Source organism: Rhodobacteraceae bacterium M385 (genome assembly GCA_025141835.1).
Classification (GTDB): domain Bacteria; phylum Pseudomonadota; class Alphaproteobacteria; order Rhodobacterales; family Rhodobacteraceae; genus Gymnodinialimonas.
Genome location: CP081102.1, coordinates 2,272,013 through 2,290,389, shown reverse-complemented (window position 1 = coordinate 2,290,389; position 18,377 = coordinate 2,272,013). Strand labels below are relative to the sequence as shown.

The following is an 18,377-nucleotide window of genomic DNA, read 5'->3' as shown; positions in this document are numbered from 1 at the left end:
TAAGGACGTGAATTCCATGGCAACGGCGAACCTTCTCGACATGACCGATCGTAAATCAGCAGATAAGCAAAAAGCCCTCGATAGCGCATTGGCGCAGATTGAACGCCAGTTTGGCAAGGGTTCCATCATGAAATTGGGCGGCGAGAATGCCATCCAAGAGATTGAGTCAACCTCAACCGGATCTCTCGGGCTGGATATCGCCTTGGGGATTGGTGGCCTGCCCAAGGGGCGGATCGTTGAAATCTATGGCCCCGAAAGCTCGGGCAAGACCACGCTGACGCTTCACGCGGTCGCGGAAGAGCAGAAGAAGGGCGGGGTTTGTGCCTTTGTGGATGCGGAACACGCGCTAGACCCACAATACGCGCGGAAGTTGGGCGTTGATCTGGATGAGTTGCTGATCTCGCAGCCTGACACTGGCGAACAGGCGTTGGAGATTGTCGATACGCTGGTTCGTTCCGGCGCGGTAAGCATGGTTATCGTCGACTCGGTCGCGGCACTGACGCCGAAGTCCGAGCTTGAGGGCGACATGGGCGACAGCTCGGTCGGTGTTCACGCCCGCCTGATGTCTCAGGCAATGCGCAAATTGACCGGCTCGATCAACCGTTCCGGCTGTATGGTCATCTTCATTAACCAAATCCGCATGAAGATCGGCGTCATGTTCGGCTCGCCCGAGACAACGACAGGCGGCAACGCGCTGAAGTTCTATTCCTCCGTCCGGTTGGACATCCGCCGCATCGGCGCGATCAAGGATCGGGATGAGGTCGTGGGCAACGCCACAAGGGTTAAGGTCGTTAAAAACAAAGTCGCGCCGCCGTTTAAGCAGGTGGAATTTGACATCATGTACGGCGAAGGCATTTCGAAGATGGGTGAGCTGATCGACATGGGCGTGAAAGCGGGCATTGTTGAAAAATCCGGCAGCTGGTTCTCCTACGGGGATGAACGCGTGGGCCAAGGCCGCGAGAACGCCAAGCAATTCATGCGCGACAATCCCAAGATCGCCCATGAGATCGAAGACAAGATTCGCGCCGCCCACGGGCTCGACTTCGATATGGATAAAGACGATCCCGATATGGTGGAAGACGACGCGTAAATCACCGCAAGTCGCAGATGGGTGACTGCTGAAATCCACCCCCCTGATCGGTCCCACCCCGAGCAGGAGAATATCCGGGGAAAGGGTGGCCTTCACGGGCCGCCCTTTTTCGTGCGCGACACGCGCAGCCTTTTTCGCGAAGGGAACATGGACAGGGGCGCGGGGCAGGGTTACATCATGCGCCGCACCTCTAGCTTTGGAACCGCCGCGCCATGACCAGCCTTAACGATATCCGCTCCACCTTTCTTGATTACTTTGGGCGGCAGGGGCACGAAGTTGTCCCCTCCAGCCCGCTGGTGCCGCGCAACGACCCGACGTTGATGTTCGTGAACTCGGGCATGGTGCAGTTCAAGAACCTGTTTACCGGGGTCGAGAAGCGCGACTATGTCCGCGCCACCTCTAGCCAGAAATGCGTGCGCGCGGGCGGCAAGCACAACGACCTTGATAACGTCGGCTACACAGCCCGCCATCACACGTTTTTCGAGATGCTCGGCAACTTCAGCTTTGGCGACTACTTTAAGGAAGACGCGATCCGCTACGCGTGGGAGCTGATTACAAACGATTTCGGCTTGGCCAAAGACCGCCTTTACGTGACGGTTTACCATACCGACGACGAGGCGTTTGATATCTGGAAAAAGGTCGGCGTGCCCGAGGCGCGGATTATCCGCATCGCCACAAACGATAACTTCTGGCAGATGGGGCCCACGGGGCCCTGCGGTCCATGCACCGAGATTTTCTATGACCATGGGGAGCATATCTGGGGTGGCCCTCCGGGCTCGCCCGAAGAAGACGGCGACCGGTTCATTGAGATCTGGAACATCGTCTTCATGCAGAACGAGCAGTTCGCCGATGGCTCGATGGTGCCACTGGACATGCAGTCGATCGACACCGGCATGGGGTTGGAGCGGATCGGCGCGTTGCTGCAAGGCAGCCACGATAACTACGATACCGACACGATGCGCGCGTTGATGGAGGCTTCGGCCCATGCGTCCTCCACCGATTTGGACGGGGATCAGAACGTGCACCACCGGGTGATCGCCGATCACCTGCGCTCGACCTCGTTCCTGATTGCCGATGGCGTAATGCCCTCCAACGACGGGCGCGGTTATGTGCTGCGCCGGATCATGCGCCGCGCCATGCGCCACGCGCATCTTTTGGGCGCGAAAGACCCGCTGATGTACCGCCTTGTGCCGGCTTTGGTCAGCCAGATGGGGCAGGCATACGCGGAACTCGGCCAAGCGCAATCGCTTATCACCGAGACCCTGAAGCTGGAGGAAGAACGCTTCCGCCAGACGCTCGATCGCGGCCTGAAATTGCTGGACGATGAAGTGTCCAAACTGCCCGAGGGCGGCAACCTGCCCGGCGAGGCGGCGTTCAAGCTTTACGACACCTATGGCTTCCCGCTCGATCTGACCCAAGACGCCCTGCGCGAGCAGGGCCGCGCGGTGGATACCGAAGGGTTCGACACCGCCATGGCCGAGCAAAAGGCCAAGGCGCGGGCCGCATGGAGCGGCTCGGGCGACGCGGCGGATGCCACGATCTGGTTTGATATTGCAGAGAAAAACGGCGTGACAGAGTTCCTCGGCTACGACACGGAAGTGGCCGAGGGCCAAGTGTTGGCGCTGGTGCAAGACGGCACCCAAGTAGATGCGGCCAAGGGTAGCGTCACCGTGGTCACGAACCAGACGCCGTTCTACGCGGAATCTGGCGGGCAAGTCGGCGACACGGGGCTTATTCGCACCGAAAGCGGCGTCGTGACAGTGACGGACACGCGCAAGGTGGCGGACGTTTTCCTGCATATCGGCGATGTGACTGAGGGCGAAATCAAGGTGGGCCAAGGGGCGGAATTGACCGTCGATCACGCCCGACGCACGACAATCCGCGCCAACCACTCGGCCACGCACTTGCTGCACGAGGCGCTGCGTCGCGCCCTTGGCGATCACGTTGCGCAACGGGGCTCTCTCAACGCGCCGGACCGGCTGCGGTTTGACTTCAGCCACGGCAAGGCATTGTCGCGCGAAGAACTGGCGGCTGTTGAGGCTGAGGTGAACGAATTCATCCGCCAAAACGGCGCGGTGGAAACACGGATCATGACGCCCGATGACGCCCGCGATCTGGGCGCTCAGGCGCTGTTCGGTGAGAAATACGGCGACGAGGTGCGCGTGGTCTCCATGGGGGCGCAGGCCGGATCGGGCAAGGGCACATCGGGCGACACATATTCGTTGGAGTTGTGCGGCGGCACCCATGTGCAGCGGACCGGCGATATCGGTGTTTTCGTGACGCTTGGTGACAGCGCGTCGAGCGCTGGTGTGCGCCGGATCGAGGCGCTGACAGGCCCCGCCGCGTTCGACTATCTCAGCGCGCAAGACAGCCGTATGGGCGCTTTGGCGCTTGAGCTGAACGCTCAACCTGACGACGTGATGGATCGAGTAAAGGCCCTGAAGGACGACCGCAAGAAGCTGGAAAACGAAGTGGCGCAGCTACGCCGGGAATTGGCCATGGCGGGCGGCGCGCAGGCTGCCGAAGCAGAAGCCGTTAACGGCATTAACTTCCACGGCCAAGCGCTGAGCGGCGTGACAGGCAAGGACCTGGCCGGGATCGTGGACGAGCATAAGGCGCGTCTGGGGTCGGGCGCGGTGCTGCTGGTGGCCGACACGGGCGGTAAGGCGGCTGTTGCGGCAGGCGTCACCGATGATCTGAAAGGCAAGATCAGCGCCGTGGATCTGGTTCGCGCGGCTGTGGCCGAACTGGGCGGCAAGGGCGGCGGTGGTCGCCCGGACTTTGCCCAAGGTGGCGGGGCCAGCGCAGAGAACGCCGATGCCGCAATTGCAGCCGCGAAGGCCGTACTGGCTCAGACAACATAAAGGAAAACAAGATGCCCCAAGCCTATTGGATTGCCCATGTCACCGTCACCGACGAGGCGGCCTATTCGAAATATGCGGCGCTGGCGACCGATGCGATCACCGCCCATGGCGGCTGTTTCCTGGCCCGCGGCGGTAAGGCGATCCAGAAAGAGGGGCGGGCGCATCCACGCAACGTCGTGGCGGTGTTCCCTTCGCTTGAGGCAGCGAATGCCTGCTACGAGTCCCCCGAGTATCAGGAGGCGATGACCCACGCGACGGGCGCGTCCGAGCGAGATTTGGTGCTGATTGAAGCGCCCTGACCCCTTGACCCTGCGCCGCACGCCCTAGCTTCCGCCTAAGGAGGGCGGCGCATGACATCACTCTATTGGGTAAGGCGGGATTTCCGTTTGTCGGACAATCCGGCCATGGTGGCGGCTTGCGCGAGCGGTGCCGTGGTTCCTGTGTTCATCTACGACGAGGTTGCGGCCGATTTGGGCGCGGCTCCGTTGTGGCGATTGGGCCTTGGGCTTGCGGCGTTCGATGCGGCGCTTCGCGCTGCCGGATCAAGGCTGATCCTGCGGCAAGGGGCTGCTCTGCCGACCCTTCGGGCCGTTATCGCCGACGTAGGGGCAGGGGCGGTGCATTGGAACCGGCTCTATGATCCTGAAAGCCGCAATCGCGATGAGGCGGTGAAGGCGGGCTTGAAGGACGACGGGATCGAGGCAGTTAGCCACAAAGGCCACGTCTTGTTTGAACCTTGGACGGTGGAGACCAAGACCGGCGGCTTCTACAAAGTCTACACACCGTTCTGGAAGGCCGTGCGTGACCGCTCGCCCGGTGATGTTCTGCCCGCACCGAAAATTCACGCACCCGCGACGTGGCCTGCCTCGGACACGCTGGAGGATTGGCAGCTTGGCGCGGCGATGAACCGGGGCGCTCGGGTGGTGGAACCGCATTTGAATGTAGGCGAAGCGGCAGCGCAGGGGCGTCTTGGGGCCTTCATAGCCCACGGGATCGGTGACTATGCCGATGCACGGGACAATCTGGCGAAGAACGGCACCTCGCTTCTGTCAGAGAACCTGACCTACGGCGAAATTAGCGCCCGCCAGTGCTGGCACGCGGGTCAGCGCGCCATGGCCGAGGGGAAATCGGGCGCAGAAACTTTCCTGAAAGAAGTGGTCTGGCGCGATTTTGCCTATCATCTGGTCTACCACACACCGCGTATCACCCACGCCAACTGGCGCGAGGAATGGGATGCGTTTCCTTGGAACACCGACGCCGACAGCAAGGAAGTGATCGCCTGGAAGCAGGGGCGCACCGGGATGCCGGTGGTCGATGCCGCCATGCGCGAGATGTATGTGACGGGTCGAATGCACAATCGGGCGCGGATGCTGGTGGCCTCTTACCTGACCAAGCACCTGATGTGTCACTGGAAAATCGGCCTCGACTGGTTTGCAGATTGTTTGGTGGACTGGGACCCGGCCAGCAACGCGATGGGGTGGCAATGGTCGGCGGGCTCTGGCCCCGACGCGACGCCGTTCTTCCGCGTCTTTAACCCTGAAACTCAAGCCGAGAAGTTCGACAAGGCGGGCCGCTACCGCATGAGATGGCTGGCCGAGACGACGCAACCAGCGCTGGAAACGGCGCTGGATTACTTTGAGGCAGTGCCGCGATCTTGGGACCTGTCGCCCGATATGGGCTACCCGGCAAAGCCAATCGTCAGTGCCGCCGAGGGGAGAGCAAGGGCGCTGGAAGCCTACAAGGGCAGGCCGCAGGCTGGCTGAAGCGCCGCCGTGGAAGGTGAGTCTTATTGGCCACCCCACCAAAGCGATAGAGCGCGCGACCCTTGCGCAAAACCCGTTCATCTTCGAAATTGCCCCCAACACGGATGCCGCATAGTCGGCAGGTCCGGGCGCAACGGGACAGGGACGCGATTATGCCTACAGGGGCGAAACTGGCTGGCGGTTTTCTTTTCTTCGCGGTCGCCTATCTGGCGGCGATGCAGGCGAAACTGACGTTTCCGCCGGAAACATCGGCGACCTATTTCAACATCACGATCGCGGTGATCGGCTTCTGGCAAGGCTGGGTGGTGATGGGCAACCGCGCGGGCGCAGGCATCAGCAGAGCTTTGTCGAATGGGATGCGCACGGGAGCCCAGATTGCGTTTTTTGGACTGTCGCTGTTTGCGTTGCGGACGATGTTCATGCGCTCGGCCGATCTGCGCTATGACAACCCCGGAGAGGCGGTCACTGCCACGATGGAGTTGTTCCTAGAGTATTTCCTGCAATCTCTGACCCCCGGCGTCTGGGGCGTGCTGCTTGTGGGCGGGCTAATTGGCGGCTTCCTGACAGAACTCGCCGCGAAAGCGTGGCGCTAAATGACCCCGATTTTTCTGTTTGGCACCCTGTGCCACGCTCCGCTTCTGGACCTTGTTGCCGGGGTAGAGACACGGATGGAACCGGCGCGTCTACCCGGCTACAGGGCGGCTTGGGTGGCGGGCAAGTCCTGGCCGATGCTGGAAGAACGCGACGATACCGCCGCCGAGGGCGCACTTATTATCCCAGAGCCGCAATCGCTTCTGCGGCTCGATTTCTACGAGGCCTGTTTTGGCTATACCCGCCGCCCGGTAAGGGTGATTTGGGATGAGACTGAAATTGATGCAGAGGCATGGTTTCCGCCCGAACAGGCCGGGGAGCCCGGGGAAGATTGGTCTTTGCCCACTTGGGCCCGCCAATGGGGTGAGATACAGGTGAACGCCGCCGCCGAGGTGATGCGCCAGATGGGCAGCCAGGACCCGCTGGACGTCGGGCGTCGGTTCGGCATTATCCGCGCCCGCGCCGAAGCCACTGTGCGGGCCGGGCGGTGGCGCAGGCCGGGCCATGTAGGTGCCGGAATGACCCGCGATGACGTGGCCGAGAAGGGCACGCATCACATTCACGACGGCTTCTTCAACACCGAAGAACGCAGCCTGACCCATCGCCGCTTTGACGGGGCCACGCAGGGGCCGATCAGCCGCTCGGTCTATCGGGTGGCCGATGCCGTGACCGTTCTGCCCTATGATCCGGTGCGTGATCGCATCTTGTTGGTGGAACAGTTCCGCATGGGCCCCTACGCCCACGGCGACGCCTCGCCTTGGTTGCTGGAACCCATTGCGGGCATCATCGACGCGGGCGAAAGCATCGAGGCAACCGCCCGCCGCGAGGCCCGTGAAGAGGCGAAGCTGACCCTTGGCCAACTGCATTTCATCGGGCGCTATTACCCCACGCCCGGCGGCATTGCGCAGGTCTTGTTTTCCTATCTGGGAATCGCCGATCTGCCCGACACGGTGGCGGGGTTGGGCGGCCATGCGGACGAGGGCGAAGACATCCTTAGCCATCTGGTGCCCTTTGATTTGGCCTGCCGGATGCTGGCCGAAGGCGACATGGCCAACGCACCGCTGATCTTGTCGATGCAATTCCTGATGATGCACCGTGATCGCCTGCGCGCGAAAGTCAGGTTGGGTTGAGTTCGCCCTATCGCGGGTCTACCTATGCGGGAACCTCTGGGGCGTGATATGCGCCTATTCCAAGAGCAAACTGAAAGGGCCCGCGCCATGACGATCCATTCCGACCTCGCCTCTGCCATCGGCAACACGCCTTTGATCCGCCTTCGGGCCGCGTCCGAGGCCACGGGCTGCGAGATCTTGGGCAAGGCCGAATTCCTCAACCCCGGCCAATCGGTCAAGGACCGCGCGGCGCTGTTTATCATCCGCGCGGCGGTAGAAAGCGGCCAATTGCGGCCCGGCGGCACGATTGTGGAAGGCACGGCGGGCAACACGGGGATCGGCTTGGCGCTGGTCGGGGCCTCGCTTGGGTTCAAGACGGTGATTGTGATCCCCGACACCCAATCCCAAGAAAAGAAGGACATGATCCGCATCGCCGGGGCGGAGCTGATCGAGGTGCCAGCGGTGCCGTACTCTAACCCAAATAACTATGTGAAATACTCGGGCCGACTGGCCGAGCGGTTGGCGCAATCCGACCCCAACGGCGCGATCTGGGCCAATCAGTTCGACAATGTCGCCAACCGCCAGGCCCATATCGACATGACTGGCCCCGAAATTTGGGAACAGACAAATGGCGAAGTGAACGGCTTTACTTGCGCCGTCGGTTCCGGCGGGACGCTGGCGGGCGTGGGCATGGCGTTGCAGCCCAAGGGTGTGAAAGTTGCGCTGGCGGACCCCGAAGGCTCGGGGCTCTATAAGCTCTATACAGGCCAAGAGGCGGGCGGAAACTCCATCACCGAGGGTATCGGTCAGGGGCGTATCACGGCTAACCTCGAAGGCTTCACGCCAGATATGTGCTACAAAATCCCCGACGCCGAGGCGCTGCCGATTGTCTATGACATCCTTGCCGATGAGGGCCTTTGCCTTGGCGGATCATCGGGCATCAACGTGGCGGGCGCGATCCGCATGGCCAAGGAAATGGGGCCGGGCCATACCATCGTGACGGTGCTGTGCGATTATGGCACGCGCTATCAGTCCAAGCTGTTCAACCCCGAATTTCTGCGCGAAAAGGGCCTGCCTGTGCCTGCATGGATGGACGGGGCAGGCCGCGACGTGCCGTCGGTCTTCGCGGAATGAACATGCGCAGCCTTCGCTTATGGGTGGCGGTGCTTTTGGCGCTGCTGCCCCTTGCGTTTTCGCCCCTGCCTCAAGGCAACGGGGCGGCCTACGCGCAGACCACAACTGCCGCCGAGGCCATTGATTATGAGGCGTGGGAGACCTTCGCCGCTGCTGCCGAGGCGATTATTTCTGGGTCGCGGGCATCTACGTCGATGCTGGAAACGCGCCGGTCTGAACTGGTGAGCTGGCGCGCGCGATTCTTGGCAGCGGATGCGCAGAACGACGTGCGCATCGCCACGATCCAAAGCCAGATCGAAGCATTGGGGCCAGCCCCCGCCGAGGGCGAAACCGAACCTGATACCATCGCGGCCCGCCGCGCGGCACTGGCCAATGCGCTGCGCGAAGCCCAAGCGCCCGGATTGCAGGCAAGCGAGGCGTTCAACCGGGCCAATGGCCTAATCTCCGAGATTGATGCCATTGTGGTGGATCGGCAGACGGAAGAACTGCTGCAACTTGAACCCACGCCCGCCAATCCGGTTAACTGGGCCACTGCGTTGAGTTCATTGGTCGATCTGGCAAATGATCAGTACAGCCAAACGTCCGCCCGTCTGAACAATCAAGCTGTACGTGCCGAAGTTGCCGATAATGCGCCGCTGATCTTGCTGATGGTGCTGGTGGGCATCGTTTTGATCCTACGGGCCCGTTCCTTCGTGGCGCGCATGGGCGACAGGTTCCTAGACACGGACCGCCGCCGGGGCCGCGTAACCCTTGGGTTCCTCGTGTCTTTGGGTCAGCTTTTGCTGCCTGTAGTGGGCTACCTGTTGCTGACCATCGCGCTGGCGATTTCGGGCTTTTTGACCGACGAAGGCGATGCCATCGCAGATTCCGCCTTTGTGTTGATTATCGCAATTTACGCCGCCCTTTGGTTAGGGGGCAGGCTATTCCCCAACCACGAGGAACGCGCCGCGGCTTTTGAAACGCAGATGCCTTTGCGCAAAAACGCGCGACGTACGATTTTGTTTATCGGCGTCTTCATGGGCCTCGCTAATGTGACCGAGGTTATTGCCGCCCTCGACATTGTACCGCCTTCGGCCCGTGGGGTTCTGGTGTTGCCAGTCTACGTGGGTCTTGCGTTGATGTACTGGCGTTTCGCCCGTTTGATGCACCGTATCCGCGGGGATCTGGCCGAAGGTGACGTGTCCTCTTTCAACCTAGGGGTGATGAACATTCTGGCCCGCGCCCTGTCTTTGGTGGCGGTTGTGGGCCCGGTATTGGCGGCCATTGGCTACCTTAACGCGGCCGAGGCCGTTATGGTGCCCACGGCGACCACCTTGTTCATTCTGGGCGTGTTGCTGGTGTTGCAGGCGGTTGTGCGCGACCTTTACGCGGTTGTCTTTCGCACCAACATCGAGGCCGCGTCCGAGGCGCTGCTGCCGGTGTTGGCGAACTTCATCCTGTTCCTGATAGCCGCGCCCCTTGTGGCGATGACTTGGGGTGTGCGGGCCGAGCGTTTGGGGGAGCTCTACACCCGTGTGCAGGAAGGGTTCACCCTTGGCGACACACGGATCACCCCCGGCGTCGTTCTGGCGGTGGTGCTTGTGTTCGCAGCGGGGCTTTTGGCCACGCGTCTGCTGCAAGGGGCGCTAAAATCCACGGTTCTGCCGCGTACCCGCATGGATGTTGGCGCGCGCAATGCCGTGACCTCGGGGGTGGGCTATATCGGGATCGCGCTGGCGTGCCTGATCGCGGTCACCAGCGCGGGCATTGACCTGACGGCTTTGGGTTTTGTGGTTGGCGCCTTGTCGGTGGGTATCGGGTTTGGCTTGCAAAACGTGGTCTCTAACTTCGTATCCGGCATCATCTTGTTGATTGAACGCCCGATCAGCGAAGGCGACTGGATCGAGGTCGCGGGTAACATGGGGATCGTCAAGGACATCTCGGTCCGCTCCACCACGATCGAGACTTTCGACAAGACCGACGTCATCGTCCCCAACGCGGATTTCATCAGCGGCACCGTCACCAACTGGACTCGCGGCAATACCGTGGGCCGCGCGGTGGTGACCGTGGGCGTGGCCTACGGCAACGACACCCGCCGTGTTTCCGAGATCCTGCTTGAGATCGCGCGGGATAACCCAGATGTGGCCACCTTCCCGGAACCGGGCGTTGATTTTCTGGGGTTTGGGGCCGATAGCCTCGACTTCCGGGTGCGCTGCATTTTGCGCGACATTAACCAATTGGTCGCTGTGAAGACCGAAATCCATCACCAGATTAATGAGCGTTTCAAAGAGGAAGGGATCGAAATTCCTTTCGCACAGCGCGACATCTGGCTGCGCAACCCCGAGGCGCTGACCCAAGCCATGCCCCCAAAGGACGCCCCTGAATGACGACCCAAACGCTGTTTCTTGACGATCCCTATCGCACCACGACCACAGCCCGAGTGATTGGCCAGACAGAGGAGGGCGGGGTGATCGTTGACCGCTCTATCTTCTATCCCCGAGGCGGCGGGCAACCGGGTGACAGCGGTACTTTGGATTGGGAAGGCGGGCGCATCCCCATCGCCACTGCCGTGAAGGGAGACGCAGGAGCCATCGTGCTGATCCCGGCAGAGCCCGCCGCGCTGCCCCCCGTGGGCGCCGAGGTGGAACAACGCCTTGATTGGGACCGCAGACTTGGCCACATGCGCATTCACACGGCGCTGCACCTGCTTTCCGTGGTGATCCCTATGCCTGTAACCGGCGGCGCGATTGCGGCTGACAAGGGAAGGTTGGATTTCCATATGCCCTATGCGCCCGAAGACAAGCAGGTGCTAGAGGGCCAGCTGAACGCCCTGATTACCCGTGATCTGCCCGTCAGCGTTGACTGGATTACCGAGGCCGAGTTGGACGCCAACCCCGATCTGGTCAAAACCCTTTCGGTGCAACCGCCGCGCGGCGCGGGCAAAATTCGCCTCGTTCAAATCGGAGAGGGCAAAGACCGCATCGACCTGCAACCCTGCGGTGGCACGCACGTGGCGCGCACCTCTGAAATCGGCAAGCTGAGCGTTGTGAAGATCGAGAACAAGGGCAAACAGAACCGCCGCGTGACCATCGCGTTCGCTTCGTGAATTTCTACCGCGTCCTCTACACCCTCACGGGTCTTTTCGCGCTTGCGCTATCCGCCTTGCTCCTTCTGGCCCCCCGGATCTACCTGTCGCTATACGTTCCAAGCTATGATCCCGCGATGGCCTTTGCCGCCCAACGCCTTGCCCCCGCAATCTTTGGCCTAGGCGCGCTGGTCTTTCTGGCGCGCGACTTGCCCGACGGCGCTTTTGCAGCGCGTTTTGCGGGATTTGCCGCTTTGGTGTGGTTCGGCGTGGCGGGGACGGGCGTATTCCACTTTGCAACCGGTGTGGCAACGCCGATGATCTTGGCCGCCGCCGCGTCCGAGGCCGCGTTAGGCGCACTTTTTCTGCTTGCGGCATGGGGGAAACGCGCCCGCTAGGCTCTGCTGCGCATTGGGGTGAATTTTCTCCGCAAAACCTCTTGCAAACCTAGCCCGATAGCCGCTAAACGCACCGTCACGGACAGGTGGCCGAGTGGTCGAAGGCGCACGCCTGGAAAGTGTGTAGGCGGGAGACCGTCTCCAGGGTTCGAATCCCTGTCTGTCCGCCACCATACCATTTTCATGAGTTTGATCGGGTCGCCTTGGGCGGCCCTTTTGCTGGTCAATACTAGCTGCGGAGCGTCTATTGCCGATCGCGCATGCCTTTGGATCTGTTCAGATGAGCGGATGAAAGGTGGTCTTAGGCAGCGCTTTCAGCTTATTGACGCAATGTAGGCGTTGGAAGACCCGTCGAGGGTGCGCCGGTTCGAATATGTGCCCGAGACGCAGAAGCGGCACCGTCGGCTGTCACACATGACATCGATCGTCAAAATTAGTGCGCCGAGCGCGGGGCAGGGCGTTGAAGCAGCGCACCGGTTGGTGCGCTGCCTCCTATTGCTGCCGTTTTGGGAGGAAAGGCTCCGCGCTCAAACGTGGCCTGCAACAGGTTTTGGCTTGTATGCGGCCTCCAGTAGCGACGTTTCTTCCTCCGACAAAGAGATTTCAAGGGCGTCGATGGCATCTGTGAACAGTTCCACCCGTGAGACACCAATCAACGGCGCGGTGATCGCAGGCCGCGAGGCGACCCAAGCGTAGGCGATTTGGGCCATCGGAACGCCGCGGGCCTCTGCGATCGTGCGCACGGCCTCGATGATTACGTCATCGACCGATTGAGACGCGCCATAGAGCTGTTCTGCCACCCCGTCCGTGTCGGCCCGTACTGATTTGCGCTTTCCGGCCAGCATGCCGCGGGCGAGGGGGCTCCATGGTAGAACGCCGATCCCCTCAGACTGACACAGTGGTAGCATCTCACGTTCTTCCTCTCGGTAGAGCAGGTTGAAGTGGGGCTGCATGGAGACGAATTGGGCCCAATTGTTCGCCCGCTGGATGCCAATGGCTTTCATGAACTGCCACGCGAACATGGACGACGCCCCGAGGTAACGCACCTTGCCAGAGCGCACGACATCGTTCAGCGCCTCCAGTGTTTCTTCAAGCGGCGTCTCATAGTCGAACCGGTGCAATTGCAGCAGGTCAATATGGTCCGTCTTGAGGCGGCGCAGGCTGCCATCAACGGAATCCATCACGTGTTTGCGCGACAGTCCACGATCATTGGGGTCATCACTCATCGGGTTGTATAGCTTCGTGGCCAGGACCATTTTGTGCCGGGACATGAGCGGCATTAACACCTCTGCCAGCACCTCTTCCCCCGCGCCGTTAGAGTACATGTCGGCCGTATCAAACAGATTGATGCCCAGATCGACGGCTTTCTCGATGATCGGTTGGGACGCGGCCTTGTCCAGCACCCATGGGGCCCACTGTGGGGAGCCGAACGTCATGCACCCAAGTCCGATGCGAGACACCTTCAATCCGGTTCTACCTAAATTGACATATTCCATAATGACACAACCTCATGTTGAAATTCTTGAGTTTTCAGGCCTGATACCGCTTGGGGATCTTGGCCATTCATATGTGTTATGGGTTTGGTAGTGCGAGCCGTCTAGTTATATTATTCAATAATAGTAAGTTTCTTGCTTAATTTTTCATCGCCAGCGCATCAGTCGGGTACAAAATTTCCTGATGAATCATAGTGATATGTCCGAGCAGTACACTTCTGCAAAATTAGTGCTTGATCGGAATCGATTCTCGATCCTACGATAGAACTGTAACAACCGAGTATAACACTATGGCGTTCGCTCTCGACCCAAGCCACATCGACAAATCTCTGCCGGTTCCGGTTGGCAGGCAGCTGTATGGGTTGCTGAGCTACCAGCTTTCGCATGGGGATTTGCCGAAGGGTACAAAGCTACCTTCCGTGCGGCAGATGGCCCGGGATGTGGGCATTGCGCAGGTGACAGTTTCGCAGGTTTACCAGGATTTGCGCGATGCTGGTCTGCTGGAGATGCGGCAGGGCAGTGGTGCTTACACGTGCCTGTCGATCCCGCAGCAAGCTGACCACGATCGCGGGTCTCTGCGGAGCGAGGTCGAAATCCTTCTCAACAAAGCGGAACGCTTAGGCATCAACCGTGGCACGCTGGTTTCGATGGTGAACGCACAGGCGCAGTTGCGCCGCGCTAGGGCAGGGTTGAAGATAGTCTTTGTAGGCGTGTTCGAGGCCCCAACAGCGGACTACGTAGATGATGTGCGCTCGGTCGTTTCGCCCAATGACCGTATTTCGATTGTGACCTTCGACCATCTCTCGGAAAGCGAAGCCGCTCGGAAAAAATGCTGTGACAGCGACATTGTGCTGACCTTCCTGCACCGGGAGACGGAGCTTCTTAACCTTGTCCCGGATGCTAATGTCATGGGTATTCGCTTTATCCCTGCCAATAAGACGCGCACTGCGCTGGCCTCGATTGATCCTAGGGCCCGGGTGGCTGCGATTACGCAGCTTGAAGATTACATCGCTATCATGCGCCCCAGTGTGCAGCGCTTTGCGCCCCATGTCGCAGATGTCACCGTAAGCTGGTCCTACGCTCCTGATATCGAAGACGTTTTGGCGGTATCGGATGTCGTTATCTATGCCACAGGCGCCGATCACATTGCCCGAATGGTGCCCGCTGGCGTCACTTGTTTTGAGTATCGTCACTGCCCCGATCCCGCAGTTCTGGAGAATGATCTGGTGCCCCGGCTATCGGCGCTGCGCAACGCGCAGTCAGCAGACACAGAGACTAAAGACCACCCAAATCAAAAAATGCACGAACAGGAGATGGAACGATGAGACATACCCTAATGACGAGCGTTGCAGCGATCGCCCTTGCGGCAGTATCGGTGCAGGCAGCTTCGGCACAAGAAAGCCTGACGATCGGCGCAGATGTGGATGCAGGCACGCTTGACCCGCGCCTTGCACGGGACACAACGGCTTACCGAGTGGCGAACCTGATTTCTGCGGGCTTGGTGCATTTGACGCCGAACCTCGAAGCGGTGCCTGATCTGGCCGAAAGCTGGGAAAATCCTGACGACACCACTGTAGTATTCACCCTTCGTGAAGGGCTGACCTTCTCGGATGGCTCGGCACTGACCGCTGAAGATGTAGTCTACACGTTCGAGACCATCCTTGATGCAGATTTCAACGCGCCACAGCGTGGCCTGTTCACACCGATTGAAAGCATAGTGGCGGTGGACGACCGGACCGTTCAGTTCAACCTGACAACGCCCTACGCGCCGTTGATGAGCTATCTGGATATCGGCATCGTGCCATCGGACTACGAAGGCGACATGGCGGTCGAGCCAATTGGCGCGGGTCCAATGGTGCTTGATAGCTGGACCCGCGGCAGCGAATTGGTGCTGACGGCATCTGAAAGCTACTGGGCTGGTGCCCCCTCGGTCAGCAACCTGGTCGTGACTGTGGTTGGCGACAACTCTGCCCGTGCGCAGGCGTTCGAGGCCGGGGATCTAGACGTAATCCAATCGCCCCTGTCGCCCAACGATATTCAGCGTTTTGCGGATGATGACTCTGTCGGGTCGGAAATCCTGGCCGGTCTTGGGGTCACATACCTGAACTTCAACACGTCCGACCCGCTGTTGTCTGATCCGGCCATGCGCCAAGCGCTGGCGATGTTGGTGGACCAAGACACCATCGTGAACCAGATCTACGAAGGCGTGGATCAGGTGGCGAGCTCGGTCATTCTGCCGTCTTCCTGGGCCTACGACGAAGCGATCCAGCAGCCCGGTTTCGACATTGCCGCCGCCATGGCCATGCTCGATGACATGGGCTGGAGCGATAGTGACGGTGACGGCTTCCGCGATCGTGACGGCGAAACGCTTTCGATTGAAATTGCGACCCACAGTGAAGACCCCAACCGGGTGCAATCGGTCGAGTATCTGCAAGCGATCTTCGAGTCCGCCGGCATTGATGCGACTGTTCGGATCACCGATTGGCCTTCTTTCTCTTCTGGTTATGTCCAGCAGGGCGAACATCAGATTGCCCTTCTTGGTTGGCTGCGGATCACCGATCCTGACCGTCTGCTATACGGTCAGCTGACCACCGGTTCCGGGCTCAACTGGGGCGGTTACTCCAACCCTGAGGTCGATGCCTTGCTAGAGGCAGGCCGGACCGAGTTGGATCAAGACGCACGGGCCGAGGCCTACCAAGCGGCGGCCACGATCATCGCCGAGGAACTGCCGTATTACATCATCTCCTACCAAGGGTATCAGATGTTCTACGATCCAGAGGTGGTGAGCGATGTTGTAGCCACGCCACGTGGCGGGTTCCGGGGTCTGATCGGCATGGCTGATTGATCACGACTAGACCGGGCGCAGCTCTCTCCCCGCGTCCGGTCTAACTTCCAACACCTTTGTGTTGGGGGCGCCACTGCATCTGTATTTGGCGCCCCGACTTATTACCTTCTGACACCCCGGCAATTTGCCAAACGTCCGCGAGCGTCCTGATGACAGACTACATCATCCGCAGGCTATTGTTGTTCATTCCGATGGCCATTGGCATCGTTGTGGTCACGTTCTGCTTGCTTCTTCTGATCCCCGGTGATCCGGCCTCAGTCCTGTTGGGGCAGGAGGCTACGCCAGAAGGCGTCGCCTCACTTCGGCGCGCGTTGGGCCTTGATGATCCGTGGTTCATTCGCCTCGGCTCCTATTTCTGGAACTTGCTGCACGGCGACATGGGCATGTCGATCTTTCAGAACGCCCCAGTGTCGGAAATCATCTTGGGCCGTCTTGGTGCCACCATTGAACTTGCGGTTGTGGCGCTTCTGCTTGCGATCATCATAGGGGTGACACTGGGCGTTCTGGCCGCCAATCGGCAAGGCGGGATTATCGATGCCATCGCCATGCTGGTGGCGCAGTTTGGTATCTCGATCCCCGTCTATTGGCTGGCGCTTCTATTGATGCTTGGCTTCGCCGTGCATCTGGGGTGGTTGCCTGCGATCGGTCGGGAAGAGCCGTTGATCTCCGCCTTCGGCATGGCTTTGACAGGCAACCCTGCGCCGCTTCTGGACAGTCTGTCCCATATTATACTGCCGGCGTTGTCGCTGGCCCTGAACTCTGCCGCGATCATCTCGCGCCTTGTGCGCACCTCGATGCTGGAAGTGCTGCGTGAAGACTTTGTGCGCACCGCCAAGGCCAAGGGGATGCGGCGTTCCAAGGTGATCTGGAAACATGCGTTGCGCAATGCCTTGTTGCCCGTGGTTTCGGTGATCGGCCTACGTTTTGGCGCGCTTTTGGGCGGGGCTATTCTGACCGAGACGATCTTTGCTTGGCCGGGTCTTGGTCAGCTTACAATTTCGGCCATTTCGCAGCGGGATTTGCCCCTGATCCAGGGCATCGTCCTGACCTTCGCCCTGATCTACGCCACCGTGACGCTGCTGGTGGATCTTCTATACGCCGCGGTTGATCCGCGCATTCGGTTGAGGTGATCTGATGTCCGACGTTCCCGCACCTCTTGCCGCTCGCGCGAAACGCAAGCGTCGCTTGCCCAAAGCGCTGCGCAATGCCTCGCTGCTCATCGGGGCGGCCATCACGGTGACGATTGCGCTTCTGGCGATCTTCGCGCCGTTCGTTGCCACCCATGATCTGACCCAGATGGACATGCCCAATCGTTTTTCGGGCCCGTCGATGGAGCATATTCTGGGGACCGATAACTTTGGTCGTGACCTATGGAGCCGACTTGTGTTCGGCGCTCGGATCTCTTTGTCCATTGCGGTCATCGCGGTTCTGGCCTCGGCCATCATTGGCACGATCGTGGGGTTGGTGGCTGGCTATTTCGGAGGCTGGATCGACCAAATCCTGATGCGCATTACCGATGTGTTTTTAGGCTTCCCTCCGTTGGTGCTTGTGCTGGCTGTAGTTGCCGTCATGGGGCCGGGGCTGGTGAATGTGGCGCTATCGCTGATCGTGGTGTCATGGACGGAATATGCCCGCGTTGTCCGTTCCACGACGCTTTCGCTACGCGAGCAGAACTATGTGCAAGCCGCCCGCGCCCTTGGCGCATCCTGGCCACGCATTTTGTTCCGCGAGATCCTGCCCAACTCCATGGGGCCGATCATCGTTCTGGCCTCTCTTGGGCTTGGGACGGCGGTGATTTGGGAAAGTGCGCTTAGCTTCCTTGGGTTTGGCCTACCACCCCCGGCGCCTACTTGGGGCTGGTCGCTCAGCTACGGCACCCGATTCATCCGCGACGATCCTTGGATGTCCATCATCTCTGGGGCGGCGATCATGATCACCGTTCTTGGTTTCAACCTTCTTGGGGACGGATTGCGCGATGTGCTCGACCCCCGCCAACAAACACGGGGCAAGGGCTGATCCCGCCCCC

Annotated in this window: 15 protein-coding genes and 1 tRNA gene; 15 read left to right on the top strand and 1 reads right to left on the bottom strand. The window is 60.3% G+C overall.

What is annotated here, in order from left to right; all coding sequences use genetic code 11:
• The first annotated feature begins 16 nt into the window (after positions 1 to 16).
• From recA to K3728_11075, 11 genes are all read left to right on the top strand, one after another.
• On the top strand, positions 17 to 1,090 hold the full coding sequence (gene recA / locus K3728_11125; GenBank protein ID UWQ94279.1) for a recombinase RecA: 1,074 nt from the start codon (positions 17 to 19) through the stop codon (positions 1,088 to 1,090).
• A gap of 212 nt (positions 1,091 to 1,302) precedes the next feature.
• On the top strand, positions 1,303 to 3,954 hold the full coding sequence (gene alaS, locus K3728_11120; protein UWQ94278.1) for an alanine--tRNA ligase: 2,652 nt from the start codon (positions 1,303 to 1,305) through the stop codon (positions 3,952 to 3,954).
• 11 nt (positions 3,955 to 3,965) lie between these two features.
• Positions 3,966 to 4,253, top strand: coding sequence for a DUF1330 domain-containing protein (locus K3728_11115; GenBank protein ID UWQ94277.1), 288 nt, complete (start codon positions 3,966 to 3,968; stop codon positions 4,251 to 4,253).
• 51 nt (positions 4,254 to 4,304) lie between these two features.
• Positions 4,305 to 5,717: a DNA photolyase family protein gene (locus K3728_11110; GenBank protein ID UWQ94276.1), complete on the top strand. Its 1,413-nt coding sequence runs from the start codon at positions 4,305 to 4,307 to the stop codon at positions 5,715 to 5,717.
• A gap of 104 nt (positions 5,718 to 5,821) precedes the next feature.
• Positions 5,822 to 6,310 (top strand): TrgA family protein, encoded by a 489-nt coding sequence (locus K3728_11105; GenBank protein UWQ94275.1) that lies wholly within the window; start codon positions 5,822 to 5,824, stop codon positions 6,308 to 6,310.
• A complete protein-coding gene (locus tag K3728_11100; GenBank protein ID UWQ94274.1) occupies positions 6,311 to 7,438 on the top strand; it encodes an NUDIX domain-containing protein in 1,128 nt (375 codons plus the stop codon). It abuts the gene before it with no gap.
• A gap of 87 nt (positions 7,439 to 7,525) precedes the next feature.
• On the top strand, positions 7,526 to 8,551 hold the full coding sequence (locus tag K3728_11095; protein ID UWQ94273.1) for a cysteine synthase A: 1,026 nt from the start codon (positions 7,526 to 7,528) through the stop codon (positions 8,549 to 8,551).
• Positions 8,552 to 8,553: 2 nt separating this feature from the next.
• Positions 8,554 to 10,917 (top strand): DUF3772 domain-containing protein, encoded by a 2,364-nt coding sequence (locus K3728_11090; GenBank protein ID UWQ94272.1) that lies wholly within the window; start codon positions 8,554 to 8,556, stop codon positions 10,915 to 10,917.
• Positions 10,914 to 11,636, top strand: coding sequence for an alanyl-tRNA editing protein (locus K3728_11085; GenBank protein ID UWQ94271.1), 723 nt, complete (start codon positions 10,914 to 10,916; stop codon positions 11,634 to 11,636). The genes K3728_11090 and K3728_11085 overlap by 4 nt, the downstream gene beginning before the upstream one ends.
• Positions 11,633 to 12,013: a hypothetical protein gene (locus tag K3728_11080; protein UWQ94270.1), complete on the top strand. Its 381-nt coding sequence runs from the start codon at positions 11,633 to 11,635 to the stop codon at positions 12,011 to 12,013. Before K3728_11085 ends, K3728_11080 begins: the two co-directional genes overlap by 4 nt.
• Before the next feature lie 80 nt (positions 12,014 to 12,093).
• Positions 12,094 to 12,183 (top strand) — tRNA-Ser (locus K3728_11075).
• 357 nt (positions 12,184 to 12,540) lie between these two features.
• Here K3728_11075 and K3728_11070 read toward each other — a convergent pair.
• Positions 12,541 to 13,509 carry an aldo/keto reductase gene (locus K3728_11070; GenBank protein ID UWQ94269.1) on the bottom strand — a complete coding sequence of 323 codons (969 nt, stop codon included), beginning with the start codon at positions 13,507 to 13,509 and terminating at the stop codon, positions 12,541 to 12,543.
• 287 nt (positions 13,510 to 13,796) lie between these two features.
• Here K3728_11070 and K3728_11065 point away from each other — a divergent pair, with 287 nt between their 5' ends.
• The 4 genes from K3728_11065 (at position 13,797) to K3728_11050 (ending at position 18,367) form a co-directional block, all read left to right on the top strand.
• Positions 13,797 to 14,831, top strand: coding sequence for a GntR family transcriptional regulator (locus K3728_11065; protein ID UWQ94268.1), 1,035 nt, complete (start codon positions 13,797 to 13,799; stop codon positions 14,829 to 14,831).
• On the top strand, positions 14,828 to 16,351 hold the full coding sequence (locus K3728_11060) for an ABC transporter substrate-binding protein (protein UWQ94267.1): 1,524 nt from the start codon (positions 14,828 to 14,830) through the stop codon (positions 16,349 to 16,351). The genes K3728_11065 and K3728_11060 overlap by 4 nt, the downstream gene beginning before the upstream one ends.
• 149 nt (positions 16,352 to 16,500) lie before the next feature.
• Positions 16,501 to 17,481 (top strand): ABC transporter permease, encoded by a 981-nt coding sequence (locus K3728_11055; GenBank protein UWQ94266.1) that lies wholly within the window; start codon positions 16,501 to 16,503, stop codon positions 17,479 to 17,481.
• A 4-nt stretch (positions 17,482 to 17,485) separates the two neighbouring features.
• Positions 17,486 to 18,367: an ABC transporter permease gene (locus K3728_11050; protein UWQ94265.1), complete on the top strand. Its 882-nt coding sequence runs from the start codon at positions 17,486 to 17,488 to the stop codon at positions 18,365 to 18,367.
• Positions 18,368 to 18,377 lie beyond the last annotated feature (10 nt).